The organism is Rathayibacter sp. AY2B7, from assembly GCF_002931635.1.
Lineage (GTDB): Bacteria > Actinomycetota > Actinomycetes > Actinomycetales > Microbacteriaceae > Rathayibacter.
In genome coordinates this window covers 19990-39805 of the sequence record NZ_PSUC01000018.1, presented here as the reverse complement: position 1 = coordinate 39805, position 19816 = coordinate 19990, and the positions used below count along the sequence as shown (strand labels likewise).

Below are 19816 nucleotides of genomic sequence, written 5' to 3'. Positions count from 1 at the left end.
AGGTGACCACGGCCAGCCGAGGCGGGGGAGCCGAGCGGGACGGAGTCGCGCTGCAGGTCTCGGCTCCCTCCTCCCTCTCGCTCGCGCTGGTGGGCACCGGCTTCGGCTACGACGCGGGCCGCCGGATGCGCCAGGGCGCCGTGGTGCAGGAGCTCCTGGGCTCGGTCCGCGACATCCGCCGCATCGGCTCGGCGGCGCTCGACCTGTGCTCGGTGCCCACCAGCGCGAGCGAGAGGGAGGAGGGAGCCGAGACCTGCAGCGCGACTCCGTCCCGCTCGGCTCCCCCGCCTCGGCTGGCCGTGGTCACCTCGCCCGTGGCTCCGTTCACGACCGCGCCGGCGAGCGCGGTCCAGGTCGCGGGATCCGGCTCCCCCTCCACCACAGCGATGCTGACCGCGTAGGAGGGGATGCCGTAGAGGTAGTTGACGGTCCCGTCGATCGGATCGACGACCCAGGTCAGCCCGCTCGTGCCGCCCCCCGACCCCGACTCCTCGCCGAGGAAGCCGTCGTCCGGTCGCGCCTCGGCCAGGCGCCGGCGGATCAGCTCCTCGACCTCCCGGTCCGCGGCCGTCACCACGTCCTCCGGGGACGACTTCGACGCGGCGATCTCGACACCGTCCTGCCGCCGCTGGCGGGCGAGGTGCGCCGCCTCGACGGCGATCGAGCGGGCGATGGCGAGGAGGGGTGCGTTGTCGCTCATGGCCCCAGCCTAGGGATCGGGCCCATCATGGGGGGATGAGCACCCCTATCGCCCTCACCGGAGCCACCGGAGCCGTCGGCGGCCGCGTCGCGCGCGAGCTCGCCGACGCCGGTCACGCCCTCCGCCTGCTGGTCCGCGACCCGTCCCGCGCGCCCGAGCTCCCCGGGGCCGAGGTGGTGCGCTCCTCCTTCGCCGACGCGGGCGACTCGCTCGAGGGCGTGCGCCTCCTCCTGATGGTCTCCGCCTCCGAGAACGAGGAGCGCCGCGCCGAGCACCTCGCATTCGTCGACGCAGCCGCCGCCGCGGGTGTCGAGCACGTCGTCTACACCTCCTTCGCCGGAGCCGCACCCGACGCGGTCTTCACCCTCGCCCGAGACCACGCGGCCACCGAGGACGCGATCCGCCGCTCGGGCATGGGCTGGACGTTCCTCCGCGACAACCTCTACCTCGACTTCCTGCCCGCGATGCTCGGCGACGACGGCGCGATCCGCGGACCCGCGGGATCGGGCCGTGCCGCCGTCGTCGCGCGCGAGGACGTGGCCCGCTCGGCCGCGGCTGTCCTCCGCTCCCCCTCCGAGCACCGCGGAGCCGCCTACGAGCTGACCGGGCCCGAGGCCCTCACCCTCGATGAGGTCGCGGCGACCCTGACGGCGGCGGGCCGCCCCGCCGTGTACGTCGACGAGACCCTCGAGGAGGCGTACGCGTCACGCCGCCGCTGGAACGCACCGGACTGGCAGCTGGACGCCTGGGTCAGCACCTACTCCGCGATCGCCGCCGGACAGCTGGAGCACGTCTCGTCCGACGTCGAGCGGCTGACCGGACGGCCGCCGCTCTCCCTCGCGGGGTTCCTGGAGCAGGAGGCGCGGGGCTGAGGCGACGGCGCGGGCCGGCCGACCGCGCAGGCCGGGCGACCGCGTAGGCCGGGCCGACGGCGTGCGGGGTTCGACGGGACGAAGAGGCCGGGCCCGGCGATCCGCCGGACCGGTGCTCCCCCGGAAAGGCACTCCGCTGGAAAGGCGATCCCCCGACATGCGGAACGCCCCGCGCATCTCGTGATGCCGGGGCGTCTGCCGGGTGTTCCTGCTCGGTGGCGAGTGAGGGATTCGAACCCCCGAAGGCTACGCCGTCTGATTTACAGTCAGATCCCTTTGGCCGCTAGGGTAACTCGCCGTGGCGCACCCGACCGCGTGTTCACAACCGGAGGCGCTCAGCAAGGATACCCACGCGACCGGCGGATCGGAAATCGATGCCGCGCGGCCTCAGTCCGCCTCCGCCGCGTAGCGGGACGCCGCCTCCGCGACCTTCCCCGCGTAGCTCCCGGCCGGGTTGTAGGCCGCGATCGCCGCCCGCCATCCCGACTCCGTCGAGAGGTCGCCGCCAGCGTCGCAGAGGTACCGGGCGGCGGTCACCGCCTGCTGGTCCACGTTCTGCGGATCCCACCCGCTCGACGCCCACGCCATCCACGTCGCCGGGATGATCTGCAGCGGACCCATCGCCCGGTCGACCTCGGCGTCGCCGTCCAGAGCCCCGCCGTCGTTGTCGGGGACCCGGTCGAAGCGCGTTCCGTCCAGGCGCGGACCGTAGATCGGCTCCGTCGGCCGCCCGTCCTCGCCCAGCTCGCCGCCGTCGATCGTGCCGTGCCTGCTCTCGACGTAGCCGATGCCGGCCAGGGTCGCCCAGTCCAACCGGCAGTCGGGGTCGACCGACGCCGTGAGGAGGGCTGTGCCCGCGTAGGCGGTGAGCGCGCGCAGCGGGATGCCGCTCCCCTCGGACGCCGTGCCCAGCCACGCCTCGTCGGCGAGCAGTCGCACCGGCGTCGCCGCGGCCTGCTCGGGATCCTCCAGCACGACGGGGTCCGCCGCGACGGGAGCGGTCGCCGCGGGAGGCACGGTGGACAGGCCCTCCTCGACCGTCAGCGCGGGCGGCCGCTGGCCGCAGCCGGCCAGGAGGAGCCCGGCGAGCGGGACGAGGACGAGAACGGGGACGCGGCGCACTCCTCAGAAGTACCAGCCGCGCCTGGGGCCGGGCTCCGCCACGCCTGAAAGCTAAACTCGGAGCCATGGCAGATTCAACGTTCGACGTCGTCAGCAAGATCGACAAGATGGAGGCGGACAACGCCCTGAACCAGGCCCACAAGGAGGTCGAGCAGCGCTACGACTTCAAGAACGTCGGCGCCTCGATCGCCTGGAGCGGCGAGAAGATCCTGATCAAGGCCAACACCGAGGAACGGGCGAACGCCATCCTCGACGTCTTCCAGTCGAAGCTGATCAAGCGCGGCATCAGCCTCAAGAGCCTCGACGCGGGCGAGCCCTTCGCGTCCGGCAAGGAGTACCGGATCGAGGCCACCCTCAAGGAGGGCATCGACCAGGAGCACGCGAAGAAGATCAACAAGCTCATCCGCGACGAGGCGCCGAAGTCGGTCAAGTCGCAGATCCAGGGCGACGAGCTCCGCGTCTCCTCGAAGAGCCGCGACGACCTCCAGGCGACCATGGCGCTCCTGCGCGGAGCCGACCTCGAGCTCGACCTCCAGTTCGTCAACTTCCGCTGAGGAATGACGCACACGGGAGCACGCGCGTGACCGCCGGAATAGGCGAGCCCGACCGGCGGGGCCGCACCGGACTCGACAGGGACGGGCTCGACCTCGTCGGGAACCCCGACGTCGTCGTGAAGGAGGTCACCCTCCTCTCGAGCGACTGGTACGTCCTCCGCACCACCCGCTTCGACTACCGGCACCGCGACGGCAGCTGGACGAGCGAGCAGCGCGAGACCTACGACCGGGGGAACGGCGCGGCGGTCCTGCTCTACGACGCCGAAGCGCGCACCGTCGTCCTGATCCGGCAGTTCCGCTACCCCGCGTACGTGAACGGCGACCTCGACGGGATGCTCCTCGAAGTGCCCGCCGGTCTCCTGGACGAGGACGGGCCCGAGGAGGGCGCCCGCCGCGAGGCGTCCGAGGAGACCGGACTCGAGGTCGGCCGGCTCGAGCACGTGTTCGACGCGTTCATGAGCCCCGGCTCGGTCACCGAGAAGCTGCACTTCTACGCCGGGCGCTACCGCGCGGGCACCCGCAGCGGAGCGTTCGCGGGACTCGCCGACGAGGGCGAGGACATCGAGGTCCTCGAGCTCTCGTTCGACGAGGCGCTGACCCAGATCGGCGTGCAGATCGTCGACGCGAAGACGATCATGCTCCTGCAGTGGGCGGCCCTGTCCGGCCCGTTCTCGCGCTGACCCGCGAGCGTCGCGGCTGCGGACGCGTCAGCGCGCGTACTCGGCGAGGGCGCGTCCGGTCAGCGTGTCCGCCGCCGCGAGCCCGACCGGAGTCCCCTCGAAGACGATCGTCCCTCCGTCGTGCCCGGCTCCGGGCCCCACGTCGATGATCCAGTCCGCGTGCGCCATCAGGGCGCGGTGGTGCTCGATCACCACGACCGAGTTCCCGGAGTCGACCAGCCGGTCGAGCAGTCCGAGCAGCGTGTCGACGTCCGCGAGGTGCAGGCCCGTGGTCGGCTCGTCGAGCAGGTAGACGGATCCGGACGAGGCCATGTTGATCGCGAGCTTGAGGCGCTGACGCTCGCCCCCGGACAGCGTGTTCAGCGGCTGTCCGAGCGTGAGGTAGCCGAGACCGACGTCGACGAGACGGGCGAGCACCGTGTGCGCCGGTCCGCTCGCGAAGAACTCCGCGGCGTCGACGATCGGCATCGAGAGCACCTCGTGGATGTTCCTCCCGCGGAGGCGGTACTCGAGCACCTCAGCGGTGAACCGCTTGCCGTCGCACTCCTCGCAGACTGACGAGACCGTCGCGGCGGGGCCCAGCTCGGTGAAGATCATCCCGGCCCCCTTGCAGACGGGGCAGGCGCCTGCCGAGTTCGCGCTGAAGAGCGCCGGTCTGACACCGTTCGCCTTCGCGAAGGCCGCCCGGATCGCGTCGAGGACCCCGGTGTACGTCGCCGGATTGCTGCGCCGCGAGCCGCGGATCGGCGACTGGTCGGCCACCACCACGCCGGGCCGACCCGCGAGCGAGCCGTGCATAAGCGACGACTTCCCCGACCCGGCGACTCCGGTGACGACGGTCAGCACGCCCAGCGGGACGTCCACGTCGACGCCGCGGAGGTTGTGCGTGGAGGCCCCGCGGATCTCCACCGCCCCGGTCGGACGGCGCACGGCCTCCTTCAGCGGGACGCGGTGACCGAGATGACGGCCCGTCAGAGTGTCGGACGTGCGCAGCTGCGCCACCGTCCCCTCGAATCGCAGCTCGCCGCCGTGCGCGCCGGCCCTCGGACCGAGGTCGACCACGTGATCGGCGATCTCGATGATCTCCGGCTTGTGCTCGACCACCAGGACGGTGTTGCCCTTGTCCCGCAGGCGGCGCAGCAGCTCGATCATCCGCGAGACGTCGTGCGGATGCAGACCCGCCGTCGGCTCGTCGAAGACGTACGTGACGTCCGTGAGGCTCGACCCCAGATGCCGCACCATCTTGACCCGCTGCGCCTCACCGCCCGAGAGGGTGCCCGACTCCCGATCGAGCGACAGGTAGCCGAGGCCGACCTGGACGAGGGCGTCGAGCGTCCCGAGGAGGGTCTCGACGATCGGAGCGACGGACGGCGCCTGCAGTCCGCGGAGCCACGCGGCGAGGTCGGTCGCCTGCAGCGCGGCGCACTCGGCGATGTTCCGGCCCCCGATGCGCGACTCCAGCGCCGCCCGGGTGAGCCGGCCGCCTCCGCACTCGGGACAGGCGGCGAAGGTGGCCACCCGCTCGGCGAAGGCGCGGATGTGCGGCTGGGCCGCCTCCTTCGCCAGGTAGAGGCGGGTGACCTTCACCAGGAGGCCCTCGTAGGTCATCGTCATCCCGGCGATGGCCATCTTGGTGGCCGGACGGTGGAGGAACGCGTCCATCTGCTCGGGCGTGAAGTCGGCGATCGGCACATCGGCCGGATAGAGGCCCGACTCGGCGAGGCCCTTCCAGTACCAGCCACCGACGACGAAGTTGGGGATCGCGTCGAGAGCACCGCCCTCGAGCGACTTCGAGCGGTCGATCAGCGCGTCGAGGTCGATGCTCGACACCCGGCCCGTCCCCTCGCACCGCGGGCACATCCCCTCCGGCAGGTTGAAGGAGAACGCACCGCTCGTGCCCGCGTGCGGGTCGCCGAGCCGGCTGAAGAGGATGCGCAGCATCGTGTACGCGTCGGTCGCCGTGCCGACCGTGGACCGGCCGTTCGACCCCATCCGCTCCTGATCGACGACGATCGTGGCCGACAGTCCGTCGAGCGACTCCACGTCCGGGCGGGCCGGCGACCCCATGAACTGCTGCACGAAGGCGGAGTAGGTCTCGTTGATGAGGCGCTGGGACTCGGCCGCGATGGTGCCGAAGACGAGCGACGACTTGCCGGAGCCCGAGACCCCGGTGAACACGGTGATCCTCCGCTTCGGGATGTCGACGTCGATCCCTCGGAGGTTGTTCTGGCGCGCACCGCGCACCCGGATGACGTCGTGGGGCGCGGCCGTGGTCATGCTGTCTCCGTCCAGAGCGGTGCCCGAAGCCTAGAGGAGGCGCAAGGCGTCCACGCCGGAACGACGAACGGCCCTCCGGACTGCACCGGAGGGCCGTTCGGAGGGCACGCGTCAGAGCGCGACCGGCTCCGCCCGCGAGATCGCGATCATGTCCTCGCGAGGGACGACCTTCACGCGCGCACGGCCCTCGGGCTCGCCGAGCGCCATCTCGTGCTCGTCCAGCCGGTGCCAGCCGTCGAGATCCGTGTAGGCGATCTCCCGCTCCTCGAGCAGAGCGACCACGGCCGCCTCCTCGGGGTGCTCGGGCGTCCACCAGGACGCCTGGTCGTTGAGCACGCGCGCGACGGTCTCCATGGCGTCGGACTTGGTGTGCCCGATGAGGCCCACCGGTCCGCGCTTGATCCAGCCGGTCGCGTAGACGCCGAGGACCTGCTGGTCCTCGTCGTCCAGGACCTGGCCCTCGCGGTTCGGAATCACGCCGCGCCTCTCGTCGAACGGGAGGCCGTCGAGCGGCGAGCCGAAGTAGCCGACCGCGCGGTACACGGCCTGCACGGGGACCTCGCGGATCTCACCCGTGCCGCGCACTCCGCCCTCGCCGTCCGGCTCGGTGCGCTCGTACCGGATCGCGCCGACCCGACCCGATCCGTCGTCCACGAACTCGAGCGGCTTCGCCCAGAAGTGCAGGTGGAGACGACGCGAGGCGCTCCCGACCTCGCGGGTGCGCCACTGGTTGAGCACCCGGTTGATGACCATGACCTGCTTGTTGGTCGCGATGGCGGCCTCCGAAGCGGGGTCGAGGTCGAAGTCCTCGTCGGCGACGATCATGTCGACGTCGCGCAGCTCGCCCAGCTCGCGCAGCTCCAGCGGCGTGAACTTCACCTGAGCGGGACCGCGGCGCCCGAAGACGTGCACGTCGGTGACGGGAGAAGCCTTCAGCCCCTCGTAGACGTTCGGCGGGACCTCGGTGGGCAGGAGGTCCTCGGCGTGCTTCGCCAGCATCCGCGAGACGTCGAGCGCCACGTTGCCGTTGCCGATGACGGCGACGGAGGACGCCTCCAGCGGCCAGGTGCGCGACACGTCGGGGTGGCCGTCGAACCAGCTGACGAAGTCGGCCGCACCGTAGGAGCCCTCGAGCTCGACCCCGGGGACGTCGAGCGGAGCGTCGCGGACGGCGCCGGTCGCGAAGATCACGGCGTGGTAGTGCCGCTTGAGATCCTCGAGCGTGATGTCGGTCCCGAAGTGCACGTTGCCGAAGATGCGGATGTCGCCCCGGTCGAGCACCTCCCGCAGCGCGGTGATGATCCCCTTGATGCGCGGGTGATCGGGCGCCACGCCGTAGCGGACCAGGCCGTAGGGCGCGGGCAGGTGCTCGAACAGATCGATCGAGACGTCGTACTTCTTCTCGGCCTTGATCATGAGGTCGGCGGCGTAGATGCCCGCGGGACCCGCGCCGACGATGGCCAGCCTGAGCTTGGTCATTGCGTTCCTCCTGCCGGGGCGCCGCAGCGCACAACCGGTCTCATTCCTGCGGCGCAGGGCGCGCCGCGACGATCGGGGTCAGCCGTTGCGCTCGACGACGGTGTCGGCGAAGCGCGTCAGCGCCTTGCGGACGGAGCCGTCGGGCAGCGGAGCGAGGGCGGCGACGGCCTCGTCGGCCCACCGGTGGGCCTCGGCGAGGGTCTGCGCGGTGACGTCGTGATCGCGCAGCTGAGCGATGGCGTCCGAGATGTCGGCGCTCTGCTCCTCCGTGTGCGCGATGGCGTCGTTCGAGCGGCTCACATAGCTCTCGATGCGGGCGAGGAGAGCCGCGGCGTCCCTATCCGAGGAGGCGCGCTCGCGCAGGCGCAGGATCGGCAGCGTCGACACGCCGGCGCGGATGTCCGTGCCGGGGTTCTTGCCGGTCTCCTCCGGCTGGGGAGAGAGGTCGATGACATCGTCGACGATCTGGAAGGCGACGCCGATCTTCTCGCCGAAGACGCGCATGGCCTCCTCGTACTCCTCCGGAGCCTCCGAGAACGCGACTCCCGTGCGGCCCGCCGCGGCGATCAGAGACCCGGTCTTGTCGGCCAGGACGGACAGGTAGTGCTCGACCGGGTCCTCGCCGTCGGTCGGGCCGACCGTCTCGTGCAGCTGGCCGAGGACGAGCCGCTCGAACGTGTCCGCCTGGAGCCGGATCGCCTTGTCGCCGAGCTCGACCATCAACTGGTTCGCGCGGGCGAAGAGCAGATCGCCCGTCAGGATGGCCACGTTGTTGCCCCACACGGTCTGCGCCGACGGGACGCCACGGCGCTTCTCCGCCTCGTCCATGACGTCGTCGTGGTACAGCGATGCGAGATGCGTGATCTCGATCGCCTGCGCGCCGAGCAGGACCTGCGGCGTGTTGCCGCGGCCGAGCGACGCGGCCAGGAGGGTGAGCATCGGGCGCACGCGCTTGCCGCCCGCCTCGAGGAGGTACCGGGTGGAGACGTCGGCCACGGCGTCCGCGAAGGACAGCTGCCGGACGAGACCCTCCTCGACCTGCTCCAGACCCGCGTCGATCGTGCGGGCGAGAGCCCGGTCCGACGAGGAGGAGAAGATGCGCTCGGAGAGGCCGAGCTGCGCCGTCAGAGACGGGCTGCGACGGGCGACGGGCGCAGTGGCGTTCACAGGGAAACCCTAACGTCTCGGCCTGTGCGGACCCCGGTCGTCATCGGGTCGCCGCGATCGGCTTGACGCCGCGGTGCAGCGCCACGATGCCCGCGGTCAGATCGCGGTAGGCCACACGCTCGAAGCCCGCCGCGCGGAGCCAGGCGGCGACGACGCTCTGCTCCGGCCAGGCCCGGATGGAATCGCCGAGATAGTCGTACGCGGGATTGTTCGACGACGCGAGTCGCACGACGGCGGGCATGACCGTCGACAGGTAGAAGTCGTACGCGGCGGCCAGCGGAGCGATCGGCGGAGTCGAGAACTCGCAGATCACGACCCGGCCGCCGGGCTTCAGCACACGCAGGAACTCGGCGAGCGCCGTCCTCGGCTCGGCCACGTTGCGCAGACCGAACGAGATGGTCACGGCGTCGAACGACCCGTCCTCGAACGGGAGGTCCATCGCGTCGGCCTGGACGAACTCGATCCGGTCGTTGCCCGCCTGACGGCGACGGCCAACGGCGATCATCCCCGGGGAGAAGTCGGCTGCGACGACCTGTGCGCCCGACCGCGCCAGCGACGCGCTCGACGTCCCGGTGCCGGCCGCGATGTCGAGGATGCGCTCACCGGGAGCAGGGTTGACGGCGCGAGTCGTCGCGATCCGCCAGAGCCGGTCGTTCCCCACCGAGAGGAGTCCGTTCACCAGGTCGTAAGCGGGAGCCACGGTGTCGAACATCGAGGCGACCTCGTCGGGCCGTTTGGTGAGGTCTGCCTTCGTCACGATCCGCAAGTCTACGGCGAGACGCGGGACGGCGGCTGTGCATCCGCCGTCCCGCGCCCGGTCGGCGCGCTCCCCCATGGGAAGCGCCGGGACCGCCCCGCTCCGCCTCGCGCGGCGGCCCCGGACCGGATCACGGTAGCAACGGAGCCCTGCGCCCCGAGCCCCGCGGCATGGGACGTCCCACCTTCTGGCGCGGGCGTACCCTGCTGAGGTGACGCTCATCGGCGCTGGAACCCCCCTGCTGCGTGCGGAGACGACTCCACTGGACTCTCCGCAGTCGCTCCTCTCCCACTCCGACCCGAGGCGGCCCCTCCTCTGGCAGCGCGACGGCGCCGGCCTCAGCGGACGCGGCGAGGCCCTGCGCCTCGAGTTCTCGGGCCCGGAACGGCTGCGGGATGCCGCGGCGGCCTGGCGTCGGCTCTGCGACGCGGCGACGGTGGAGGACCGGGTCGGACTGCCCGGGACAGGGCTGGTCGCGTTCGGGACCTTCGCTTTCTCGAGCCGATCCGACGCGACGAGCGTGCTGATCGTGCCGCGCACCGTGATCGGGACGCGCGACGGCCGGTCATGGCTGACGCGGATCACGATCGGCGAGGCGGAGGGACCGGATACGCCGGGCGAGGAGCCGCTGGGGGCGGAGTACCACGTGCCGCTCTCGCCGGGTGCGCTGTCGCCGGACGGGTACCGCGCGGCGGTCGCTGCTGCGGTGGCGACGATCCGGGCGGGTGAGCTGTCCAAGGTCGTGATCGCGCGCGATCTGCAGGGGCGGCTCCCGCCGGGGGCGGACCTGCGTCGGATGCTGGGTGCGCTCACCGAGCGTTACCCGGACTGCTGGGGCTTCGCCGTGGACGGATTCCTCGGCGCCAGTCCGGAGACGCTGGTCGCGGTCGATCGGGGCGAGATCTCGGCGAGGGTGTTGGCCGGCACGGCTGCACGCGGAGCGGACCCCCTCGCCGACGCGGACGTGGAAGCCGCTCTGCTCGAGAGTCCGAAGGACCGCTCAGAACACGCTTTCGCTCTCGCCAGTCTGGTCCGGGAGCTCGAGCCCCACACACGGGAGCTGACGGCCGGCGCCGCCCCGTTCACGCTCCGCCTGCCGAACCTCTGGCACCTCGCGACGGACGTGCGAGGAATTCTGGACGACTCCTCCAGCGCGCTCGATCTCGTCGATGCTCTTCACCCGACCGCCGCAGTGGCCGGCACTCCGACCGCCGACGCCCTTACGCTCATCGAGCACCTGGAGCCCTTCGACCGCGGTCGGTACGCAGGACCCGTCGGCTGGATCGACGGCAACGGCGACGGCGAGTGGGCCGTCGGACTCCGCAGCGCCGAGGTCACGGCCGAGGGCGCGGTCACGGCCTGGGCGGGCGCCGGCATCGTGGCCGACAGCGTTCCCGAGTCCGAGCTCGCCGAGACCCGCATGAAGTTCCGCCCGATCACCGACGCGCTGGCCTGACGCACGTCGGGAGTCGTTGAAGCCGTCGGCTACCCGGCGCCTACCCGGCGCCTACCCCGCCGGGTCCCCATCGAGCCGGGGAGCCCCCGGCCGTCGTCCTGCGCCCACCGGCGGACACCCGGGCAGCGCCGGCGGCCGGGTCGTCACGCGACGGCCCGTCGGTGTGGTCCAGTCCGCTGTGCCGTCCGGATGGAGCAGATACGACCACCGGTCGCCGTGGCGCACGTGATGGTGGGCGACGCACAGGCAGGCGAGGTTGTCGGGAGTCGTCTCGCCCCCGTTCCGCCATTCGACGCTGTGGTCGGTCTCCGTCGAGGACGCCGGCCGGGTGCAGCCCGGGAAGCGGCAGGTCTGGTCGCGGAGGCGGACCAGCAGCCTCATCCTCGGCGGTGGGAGCCGGTGGCGGCGCCCGACGGAGACGACCGCGCCGGTCTCCTCGTCGGTCAGCACGGGAGTGAAGGCGGCGTCGTCGTCGATGAGCGCTCGCACCGTCTCGGCAGGGACCGGCCCGTAGCCGTCGAGCTCGGCGGCCGCCTCGTCGTCACCCGCGGCGGTGCTCGCCGCCACGGTGACTCTCACCTCGGCCCGCAGCCCGGTCGAGGGCGCCGCGGCTCCCTCCGGAGTGGTCCCCGCCACGTCCCCGTGGCAGAGCAGGTCGGCCCACGCATCGGCGCGGAGCTGCGCCAGCGTCCGCAGATCGCGGTCCCCTTCGGCGCCGTCCCGCAGATCCCTCGCGATGCGGTCGAGCCGGGCGAGCGCTCCGACGGCCTCGGGCGCGGGGACGTGCGCGCAGACCGTCGCCATGCCGTCGATCCCGGCTGTCATCCACACCCGGCGGTCCTCACGGGCGCGAGCGTGCCGCTCGGCGAGGGGCTCGTCGTGCAGCTCCTCCCGCACCCGCGCGAGGGCGTGGCGCAGCTGCCCCGGGGTCAGCGTCTCCGCGAGGTCGACGGCCCGGTCGTCGTAGGCCGCGCGCGCCGCTGCGGGGAGGGTCGCCGCGACGGAGCAGATGAGCTGGCCGGCCTCCCAGCGCATTCTGGCCTCGGCGAGCGCGGAACGGGTCTGCGGCAGCTCCTCCATCAGGAGCGAGGCGTGCAGCAGCTCCCTGGCGGCGGTGCGCTCGGAGACCCCGAGGGCGACGGCGAACTCCGCTCGGATCGACCGTTCGACGAGGTCCGTCGCATCCTTGCTGTCCGCCGAGGAGCCTCGGGCGAACGCGTCGGGACAGGTCAGCGCCGCGCAGTGTCCCGCGTGCAGCGCCTCCGCCGCGGACAGGAGCACCGGGGAGGCGCTCCTCGCGAGCGCCGCCGCCCGGTCGCCGAGGGCGAGGACCTCTCCTCGCACGGTCTCCGCATCAGCCATGCCTCCAGCGAAGCATCAGCAGACGAGGTGCGGAGCTCGAACGAGGCGTCCCCGGGAGAACAGCGTCCGACGACGTCCTGTGGAGGACCGTCCGACCGGACCCGGGCGTACTCAGCGCTCGAGCCGGATCTCCACGATGCCCGGCCCGTCACCCGGCGAGGTCAGCGCCTGCTCCAGCTCGCCGCGCGTCGCCGCACGACGGTGGCCCCACCCGTAGGCGCGCGCGAGAGCCTCCAGATCGGCGTTCTGGGGGGTGAACTGCACGCGGTCGAACGCGTCGGGATGCGAGCTCGACGCGACCTCGAGCCCGTCGAAGATCGTGCCGCCCCCGTCGTTCACGACGACGAGCTGCACGCGCGGGCGCCGTTCTCCGGGCGGGAGGAGGAGGCCGCCGGCCTCGTGGAGCAGAGTGAGATCGCCGAGGACCGCGCGGGTGACTCCGCCGGCTCCCTGCTCGGTCGCCTGCGAAGCCACCGCGATCCCGAGAGCCGTCGAGATCGTGCCGTCGATGCCGGCGAGGCCGCGGTTCGCCAGGACGGCTATCCGCTTGCCCGGCAGGGTCCCGTCGGCGACGCGGATCAGCCGCGACGCTCCGAACAGCAGCCGGTCGTGCGGCCAGGTGACCTTCCAGACCGCGGCGACGACGAAGTCGCGGGTGAGCGGCGCCCTGATCGCGGCGAGGGCGTTGCGCGCGTAGCCGCGGCGGTCCTCGACCGACATCGATCCCGCGTCGGGGACCTCGTCCAGCTCGTCGGGGTCGACCGTCAGAGCGCGGCTCGCGGACACCCAGGATCCGGCCCAGGCGCGCTCGCCGCGCTCGGGACGCGGCGACCCCTCGGGACGGACCACGTCGACGCCTCCGACGCGGCGGGCGCGCCGCCCGGGGTTGTAGAACTGCTCGCGCACGGCGTCCACGACGATCACCTCGACGTCCTCGCGCCGCAGCAGCTCGGGGACCTCGCGGGAGAGCGTCGGGTGTCCGAGCACGATCGCCCGGCGGATGCGTCCGCCGAAGTCGGGCTCGCCGAGCAGGCGACGCCAGGCGACGACGAGCTGCGGTCCGAAGCGGGCGCCGGAGGAGACCTCGGCGAGGAGCGGCCAGTCGCCGGCGCGAGCGATCTCCTCGGCCGTGGCGCCCGCCTTGTCCCCGGCGATGACGACCGTGAGCGGCTCACCAGGGCCGGCGGTCACGACGGCACGCGGGATCCCGGATCCGACGGCGGGCGACGAGACCGGTTCGATCCGCTCGATGTCCGGCAGAGCGGAGGAGAGCGGATCGCGGAAGGAGAGGTTCAGGTGGACCGGCCCGCGGCGCGCCGCGGTGACGGCACGATCGGCGAGCGCCCGCGCGTCCTCGGGCAAGGAGGCGTCGTCCGGAGCAGCGACGTCCTCGAACAGCCGCACGGCTCGCCCGTACAGCTCGCGCTGCTCGGCCGTCTGGTTCGAGCGGATGCCGCGCAGCTCGTCGGGCCGGTCGGCGGTCAGGACGATCATCGGCACGTCCGAGGCGTCCGCCTCGAGCACGGCCGGGTGCAGGTTCGCGGTCGCCGTGCCGGAGGTCGTGATCACGAGCGCCGGCATCCCGGATTCGAGGGCCAGGCCCAGCGCCAGGAACCCCGCGGAGCGCTCGTCGATCCGCACGTGCAGCCGGACGTCGCCGCGGGTCTCGAGCTCGGCCGCCACCAGGGCGAGCGCCTGCGAGCGGGAGCCCGGAGCGACGACGACGTCGCGGACGCCGAGCGCGACGAAGCGGGTGAGGAGGTCGACCGCGAATCGGGTGGAGGGGGCGACCGGCCGGTGCTCAGGCATCCCGGCGGCCGGGGCCGTCGGCCTCGCCCTGCTCGTCCATGTCGGCGAGGTCGCGCTCGAGCTGGGCGATGCGCTCTGCCTGCAGGCGCTCCTCCTCGGGGTCGCGCTCGGTGCGGAGGGTGCCGAGGAAGTCGGGGTCGTCGTCCGGAGCGGTGTAGCGGCGGCCGGCGGCGCGCTGCTTGCGGGGACGGCCGATCCAGAACCACAGTCCCGCACCGATGACCGGGAGGATCAGCACCACCAGGAGCCAGGACCACTTCGGGATCGCCCGCACGGCGTGACGGTTGCTCATCGCGACGTCGATCACGGTGTAGACCGTGAAGACGGCGAGGGCCACGAGCAGGCCGATGACGAGGCGGATCATGGACACGAGTCTACGTCCGGCACCCCCGTCGGGGAGGGTCCGCACGGACGCTGGACAGGAGGCTCCCACGGTGCTCACGGAAGCGCGTGCAGGGGCCGACGTACACTGTCCCGGTGAAACTGAGCCGCGCGGTCGTCGTCTACTCGCTCCTGCGCCTGGCGATGTTCGCCGGCGTCTTCGTGCTGGTGTACCTGCCGGCGCGCACCTTCGTCGACTCGGAGCTGACGGCAGCGGTCACCGCGGGCTTCGTCGCCGCGATCGCGAGCCTGTCCCTCTCCTACATCCTGCTGAGGAAGCCCCGCGAGCGCATCGCGGAGGCGATCTACGAGCGCCGCAAGGACGTCCCGCGCGCCCCGACCGACGACGACGTCGAGGACGCCGCGGTCGACGCGACCCGCGACGACCGCTGAGCCGGGCGCTCCCGCCGGCGAGGCCTCCCCTCTGACGCGCTGACCCCGCTCGCACCAGGCCCGGCGCGCAACAGCCGATCTCACCCGAATCCGGCCCACCCGAGCCCGCCTCGTGCGAGCCTCCGCTCTAGAACGCCAGCGCCGCCCCGAGGATGACCGCGTAGGCGAGCCCGCCCAGGCTGGTCAGCTGCAGCGCCAGGATGAGCTCCTTCGCCGTCTTCGCCGTCAGGGTGATCAGGATGGCCGGCAGGATCATCAGAAGCACGAAGAGCGTCAGCCACGCCAGCGGGTAGAACAGCGCGAGGATCACCGCGATGCCGAACGGGATCAGCACGAAGCCCGTGTAGATCGCCCGGGACACGGCCGGTCCCGCGAGCACCGCGAGGGTCCGCTTGCCCGAGAGGCGGTCGGTCGGGATGTCGCGGATGTTGTTGACCATGAGCACGGCGCAGGCGAACAGGCCCGCCGCCACGGCGCCGAGCCACGACTCCTGGTTGGTGCGGCCGATCTGCACGAACGTGGTGCCGACGGTGGCGACCAGGCCGAAGAACACGAAGACGAAGAGCTCGCCGAGCCCGAGGTAGCCGTAGGGGCGGCGTCCGCCGGTGTAGAACCAGCCGGCCGCGATCGCCGCCGCGCCGACGATCAGGAACCACCACTGCCCCGAGAGGGCGGTGAGCACGAGGCCGGCGACGGCCGCGATCCCGAAGAAGACCAGGGCGACGGTGAGCACCTGGCGGGGCTTCGCCGCTCCGGAGCCGGTCAGCCGCGAGGGTCCGACGCGGTTGGCGTCGGTGCCGCGCACGCCGTCGGAGTAGTCGTTGGCGTAGTTGACGGCGATCTGCAGGGCGAGCGAGACGGCCAGGCAGAGCAGGGCGCGCACCCAGTGCCAGCCCTCGTCGACGACCTGGGTCGCTCCGGTGCCGATGAGCACGGGGGCGACGGCCAGCGGGAGGGTGCGGAGGCGGGCGCCGGCGATCCACTCGCGGGGACCGGCGGGCTTCACGACGACCGCTCGCGGGCTGCCCCCGGGGCGGCCGCTGGAGGACTTCTTCTTGCGACTCGTACTCGACACGGAGGGAATCCTACCCACCGGCCCGTCGACGCTCGGAGCCGGTCAGGCCTGCTCGGCGAGCACCTCGAGGGCGCGGCGGTCGGGCTTCCCGGAGGCGAGGAGGGGGATGCGGCCGACCGGCAGCACGGCCGCGGGAGCGGCGGCGCGCCCGAGGCGGTCGGCGATCAGGGCGCGCAGGTAGGTGAGCGCGGGAGCCTCCTCCGCCGTGACGACGACCGGGACCTCGCCCCACTGCTCGTCCGTCCGCCGCACGACGACCGCGTCGGGAACGGCCCCCTCGCGGAGCAGGGCCTCGACGGCGTCGAGCGAGACCTTCTCCCCGCCCGACACGATCACGCGGTCGAGCCGACCGGTCACCCGGAGGCGCCCGTCGACGATCGAGCCCGCGTCGCCCGTGCGGTACCAGCGCTCCCCGTCGATCTCGAGGAAGGCGGCGGCGCTGCGCTCGTGGTCGATCGCGCCGTCGGCGTCGAGGTAGCCCTCCGCGAGGGTCGGCCCGCCGAGCAGCACCTGCCCGTCCTCGACGCGCATCCGCACGTCGTGGAGCGGGACGCCGTCGTAGACGCAGCCGCCGGACGTCTCGCTCGATCCGTAGGTCAGGCGGATGCGCACGCCGAGGGCGGCGGCGCGGTCCCGCAGCGGCTGCGGCGTCGCCTGGCCGCCGATCAGGAGGGCGTCGAACGAGCGGAGCGCCTCGGCCGCGGCCGAATCGCGCTCGGCGAGATCCAGCAGCCTCGCGAGCTGCACGGGGACCAGCGAGGAGTACCGCCGCTCCCCCGCCGGCATCGTCCGAGCGAGAGCGAGGAAGGCCGCCGCGTCGAAGCCGCCGGCCGGGAGGACGACCGGGTCGGCCTCCGCCGTCAGCGAGCGGACGAGCACCTGCAGTCCCGCGACGTAGTGCGTCGGCAGGCAGAGCAGCCAGCGTCCCGGCCCGCCCAGCTCGGCGAGGGTCGCGGAGGCGCTGGTGAGCAGGGCCGCTGTCGAGAGCGCGACCCGCTTGGGCGGCCCCGACGAGCCCGAGGTCTCGACGACGACGGCGACGCGCTGCGGCACGACGCCATCCTCGGAGGCGGTCGCAGCGCCGGGGGCGGAGACGCGGATCGCCGGGCCGCTGCCGTCCAGGGCCGCGCGAAGAGCGAGGAGGACGGCCTCGACCGTCGCGTCGACACCGGCGAGCGGGCGGGTCACCTGCGTGCCCTCCGGCTCAGAACTGCCACGGGAACGGCGACCAGTCAGGCTCGCGCTTCTCGAGGAAGGAGTCTCGTCCCTCGACGGCCTCGTCGGTGCCGTAGGCGAGGCGCGTGGTCTCGCCCGCGAAGAGCTGCTGGCCCACGAGGCCGTCGTCCACGGCGTTGAACGCGTACTTCAGCATGCGGATGGCCGTGGGCGACTTGGTGAGGATCGTCTCGGCCCACTCCACCGCCGTGGTCTCGAGCTCGGCGTGCGGGACGACCGCGTTCACGGCGCCCATCTCGTAGGCGCGCTGCGCGGAGTACTCCCGAGCGAGGAAGAACACCTCGCGCGCGGCCTTCTGCCCGATCTGGCGGGCGAAGTACGCGGAGCCGTAGCCCGCGTCGAAGGAGCCGACGTCGGCGTCCGTCTGCTTGAAGCGCCCGTGCTCGGCCGAGGCGAGGGTGAGGTCGCAGACCACGTGCAGCGAGTGCCCGCCTCCCGCGGCCCAGCCGGGGACGGCCGCGATGACGACCTTCGGCATGAAGCGGATGAGCCGCTGGACCTCGAGGATGTGCAGGCGGCCGTTCCGGGCGGAGTCGATCCCCTCCGCGGTCTCGCCGTTGGAGTACCGGTAGCCGTCGCGGCCGCGGATCCGCTGGTCTCCTCCCGAGCAGAACGCCCAGCCTCCGTCGCGCGGGCTCGGGCCGTTGCCGGTGAGGATGACGACGCCGATGCGCGGGTTCGTCCGGGCGTCCTCGAGGGCGCGGAACAGCTCGTCGACCGTGCGCGGCCGGAACGCGTTGCGGACCTCGGGCCGGTCGAACGCGACCCGCGCGATGCGGCCGGAGCGGTCGTGGTGGTAGGTGATGTCCTCGAGTGCGTCGAAGCCGTCGACGGCCGCCCAGCGGTGCGCGTCGAACAGTTCGGAGACCTGCGTGCTCATGCCACGACCATACTGATCCGGACTGCACGGCGACTCGACACCGCTCGGGCAGACGGAAGGGGACCCCGCTGACGCGGAGTCCCCTTGCCGGTGCTCGCCCCTACTTGGCGGCGGAGGTGGTGCGGTTCTCGGCCGACACCATCCAGGCGTACTGCTCGAGGCTCTGGATGATCGCGTGGAGGAGGTCCGCGCTGGTCGGGTCCTCCTCGTCCACCTGGTCGTGGACCTCGCGCATGGTGGCGGCGGTGTTCTCGAGGCGGATCGTGACCAGGTCGACGGTCTCGGCCGTGTCGATCTCGCCGTGCGGGTACTCGGGGAGGGTGGTGGTCGCGGCGACGGTGTCGCTGCGTCCGTCCGGGATCCCGTGGAGGGCGCGCATGCGCTCGGCGATGTCGTCGCTGAACTCGCGCGCGGCCTCGATGATCTCGTCGAGCTGCAGGTGGAGGTCGCGGAAGTTCTTGCCGACGACGTTCCAGTGGGCCTGCTTGCCCTGGACGTGGAGCTCGATCAGGTCGACGAGGACGATCTGGAGGCTGTCGAGCAGCTCCTTGGAGGCCTTGAAGCCCTTCTCGGCGTTCTGGCGGCGGCTGGTCTTGGCACCGGAGCCCGCGGGGGCTTCGACGTGGCGTTCGAGGGTGGTGGTCATGGACCGTTCCTTTCTCTTGCAGTGCCGGGTGCGGTGTCCCGCCCCGAGTCTGGCTTCTTCGGCTGGACGGCGCCCGCACGCGCGGGGTGCGCGCGCTGGGCGGGGCCCGTGGTTGCGGGGATCAGATCGTGGCGACGGATCCGGAGTCGACGCGGTAGTTCGAGCCGTTCACGAACGAGGCGCGGTCGGAGCAGAGGAAGGCGATCACGGCTGCGACCTCCTCGGCCTCGCCCCGGCGCTTCAGCTCCATGTACGGCCGCTCCTCGTCGAGGAAGGACGAGATCGCCTCGTCGACCGAGCTGCCCCTCTGCTCGGCGCGCTTCGACATCATCGCGTCGGTCATCGGAGTGCGGATGAACGCGGGCGAGACCGTGTTCACGAGGAGGCCCTCCTGCGCGTAGGAGCGCGAGAGGCCCTTGGCGAAGGCGAGGACGCCCGCCTTCGCGGCGCAGTAGGGCAGTTCGTCGTCGTAGGGCTGCACGGCGTCCTCGGAGGCGGTGAGCACGAGCCGGCCCCAGCCTCCGGTGCGGAGGTCGGGCAGGAACTCGCGCACGAGCCGCACGGGACCGAGCAGGTCGACCTCGAGGGTGCTGGTCCAGCCCTCGTCGTCGATCTCGTGGAAGAGGCCCTGCGCCCCCGTGACTCCGGCGCACTGCACGAGGATGTCGATCGCGCCGACCGCTCCGGCCACCCGACGGTGCAGCTCGGCGAGCTGCTCCGTGCTGGTGACGTCGGCGGCGAAGGCGTGCAGGCGGCCCTCCGGAGCGTCGAGCCCGGCCGCGGCCCGGTCCAGCTCCGCCTGGTCCTTATCGGTGATCACGACGGTCGCGCCCTCGGCGAGGAGGAGCTGCGCCGTGGCCAGGCCGATGCCGGAGTCGCCTCCGGTGACGAGGGCGATGCGGCCGCTGATGCCGAGATCCATGCTGAGGTGCTCCTTGTGGGTGCGGTGCGAGGGGGTGGTACCGGTCTA

Annotated in this window: 18 protein-coding genes, 1 tRNA gene and 2 pseudogenes; 6 read left to right on the top strand and 15 right to left on the bottom strand. The window is 72.4% G+C overall.

The features are described 5' to 3' along the window. Positions 1-2: 2 nt before the first annotated feature. Positions 3-155: pseudogene (locus C5C27_RS18810) on the top strand (inositol monophosphatase); the annotation flags it as partial. A 20-nt stretch (positions 156-175) separates the two neighbouring features. Here C5C27_RS18810 and C5C27_RS05440 read toward each other — a convergent pair. Beyond that, a pseudogene (locus tag C5C27_RS05440) lies at positions 176-700 on the bottom strand (inositol monophosphatase family protein); the annotation flags it as partial. A 35-nt stretch (positions 701-735) separates the two neighbouring features. Here C5C27_RS05440 and C5C27_RS05435 point away from each other — a divergent pair. Further along, positions 736-1572 (top strand): SDR family oxidoreductase, encoded by an 837-nt coding sequence (locus C5C27_RS05435; RefSeq protein ID WP_104239132.1) that lies wholly within the window; start codon positions 736-738, stop codon positions 1570-1572. Positions 1573-1788: 216 nt separating this feature from the next. Here the strand turns inward: C5C27_RS05435 and C5C27_RS05430 are convergent. Together C5C27_RS05430 and C5C27_RS05425 are read right to left on the bottom strand one after the other, a co-directional pair. Beyond that, positions 1789-1870 (bottom strand) — tRNA-Tyr (locus C5C27_RS05430). Positions 1871-1959: 89 nt separating this feature from the next. Beyond that, a complete protein-coding gene (locus tag C5C27_RS05425; protein WP_104239133.1) occupies positions 1960-2694 on the bottom strand; it encodes a hypothetical protein in 735 nt (244 codons plus the stop codon). Positions 2695-2759: 65 nt separating this feature from the next. On the opposite strand from C5C27_RS05425, the gene C5C27_RS05420 reads away from it, so the two are divergent. Both C5C27_RS05420 and C5C27_RS05415 read left to right on the top strand, forming a co-directional pair. Next, complete coding sequence (locus C5C27_RS05420) at positions 2760-3248, top strand: YajQ family cyclic di-GMP-binding protein (RefSeq protein WP_104223606.1); 489 nt, start codon at positions 2760-2762, stop codon at positions 3246-3248. Positions 3249-3274: 26 nt separating this feature from the next. Continuing rightward, positions 3275-3928 (top strand): NUDIX domain-containing protein, encoded by a 654-nt coding sequence (locus tag C5C27_RS05415; RefSeq protein ID WP_104313826.1) that lies wholly within the window; start codon positions 3275-3277, stop codon positions 3926-3928. Between the two features lie 27 nt (positions 3929-3955). Here C5C27_RS05415 and C5C27_RS05410 read toward each other — a convergent pair whose 3' ends face one another. From C5C27_RS05410 to ubiE, 4 genes are all read right to left on the bottom strand, one after another. Continuing rightward, the gene (locus C5C27_RS05410) at positions 3956-6205 is read right to left on the bottom strand and encodes an excinuclease ABC subunit UvrA (RefSeq protein ID WP_104313825.1); all 2250 of its coding nucleotides are present in this window, start codon (positions 6203-6205) and stop codon (positions 3956-3958) included. A gap of 111 nt (positions 6206-6316) precedes the next feature. Beyond that, on the bottom strand, positions 6317-7684 hold the full coding sequence (locus C5C27_RS05405; RefSeq protein ID WP_104313824.1) for an FAD-dependent oxidoreductase: 1368 nt from the start codon (positions 7682-7684) through the stop codon (positions 6317-6319). A gap of 78 nt (positions 7685-7762) precedes the next feature. Continuing rightward, entirely contained in the window at positions 7763-8851 is a 1089-nt protein-coding gene (locus C5C27_RS05400; RefSeq protein ID WP_104233415.1) for a polyprenyl synthetase family protein, read from the bottom strand. 40 nt (positions 8852-8891) lie between these two features. Continuing rightward, positions 8892-9608, bottom strand: coding sequence for a bifunctional demethylmenaquinone methyltransferase/2-methoxy-6-polyprenyl-1,4-benzoquinol methylase UbiE (gene ubiE, locus C5C27_RS05395; RefSeq protein WP_258062683.1), 717 nt, complete (start codon positions 9606-9608; stop codon positions 8892-8894). 211 nt (positions 9609-9819) lie between these two features. Here ubiE and C5C27_RS05390 point away from each other — a divergent pair, with 211 nt between their 5' ends. Continuing rightward, positions 9820-11064 carry an isochorismate synthase MenF gene (locus C5C27_RS05390; protein ID WP_374955272.1) on the top strand — a complete coding sequence of 415 codons (1245 nt, stop codon included), beginning with the start codon at positions 9820-9822 and terminating at the stop codon, positions 11062-11064. A gap of 51 nt (positions 11065-11115) precedes the next feature. Here the strand turns inward: C5C27_RS05390 and C5C27_RS05385 are convergent, their stop codons facing one another. The 3 genes from C5C27_RS05385 to C5C27_RS05375 all read right to left on the bottom strand — a co-directional run bounded on the left by C5C27_RS05385 (position 11116) and on the right by C5C27_RS05375 (position 14599). Continuing rightward, the gene (locus C5C27_RS05385) at positions 11116-12426 is read right to left on the bottom strand and encodes an HNH endonuclease signature motif containing protein (RefSeq protein WP_104313823.1); all 1311 of its coding nucleotides are present in this window, start codon (positions 12424-12426) and stop codon (positions 11116-11118) included. 111 nt (positions 12427-12537) lie between these two features. Continuing rightward, the gene (menD, locus tag C5C27_RS05380; RefSeq protein WP_104313822.1) at positions 12538-14235 is read right to left on the bottom strand and encodes a 2-succinyl-5-enolpyruvyl-6-hydroxy-3-cyclohexene-1-carboxylic-acid synthase; all 1698 of its coding nucleotides are present in this window, start codon (positions 14233-14235) and stop codon (positions 12538-12540) included. Next, positions 14228-14599: a PLD nuclease N-terminal domain-containing protein gene (locus C5C27_RS05375; protein ID WP_104225908.1), complete on the bottom strand. Its 372-nt coding sequence runs from the start codon at positions 14597-14599 to the stop codon at positions 14228-14230. Before C5C27_RS05375 ends, menD begins: the two co-directional genes overlap by 8 nt. A 113-nt stretch (positions 14600-14712) precedes the next feature. Between C5C27_RS05375 and C5C27_RS05370 the strand changes: the two genes are divergently transcribed. After that, positions 14713-15009: a DUF4229 domain-containing protein gene (locus tag C5C27_RS05370; RefSeq protein WP_104239140.1), complete on the top strand. Its 297-nt coding sequence runs from the start codon at positions 14713-14715 to the stop codon at positions 15007-15009. Positions 15010-15136: 127 nt separating this feature from the next. Here the strand turns inward: C5C27_RS05370 and C5C27_RS05365 are convergent, their stop codons facing one another. From C5C27_RS05365 to C5C27_RS05345, 5 genes are all read right to left on the bottom strand, one after another. Then, a complete protein-coding gene (locus C5C27_RS05365; RefSeq protein ID WP_374953116.1) occupies positions 15137-16084 on the bottom strand; it encodes a 1,4-dihydroxy-2-naphthoate polyprenyltransferase in 948 nt (315 codons plus the stop codon). Positions 16085-16126: 42 nt separating this feature from the next. Further along, positions 16127-17272, bottom strand: coding sequence for an AMP-binding protein (locus C5C27_RS05360; RefSeq protein WP_181133455.1), 1146 nt, complete (start codon positions 17270-17272; stop codon positions 16127-16129). 16 nt (positions 17273-17288) lie between these two features. Beyond that, positions 17289-18200 carry a 1,4-dihydroxy-2-naphthoyl-CoA synthase gene (locus C5C27_RS05355; protein ID WP_104313821.1) on the bottom strand — a complete coding sequence of 304 codons (912 nt, stop codon included), beginning with the start codon at positions 18198-18200 and terminating at the stop codon, positions 17289-17291. Between the two features lie 100 nt (positions 18201-18300). Further along, positions 18301-18846 carry a Dps family protein gene (locus C5C27_RS05350; RefSeq protein WP_104223596.1) on the bottom strand — a complete coding sequence of 182 codons (546 nt, stop codon included), beginning with the start codon at positions 18844-18846 and terminating at the stop codon, positions 18301-18303. 121 nt (positions 18847-18967) lie between these two features. Beyond that, a complete protein-coding gene (locus C5C27_RS05345; protein WP_104313820.1) occupies positions 18968-19768 on the bottom strand; it encodes an SDR family NAD(P)-dependent oxidoreductase in 801 nt (266 codons plus the stop codon). Between the last annotated feature and the right edge of the window lie 48 nt (positions 19769-19816).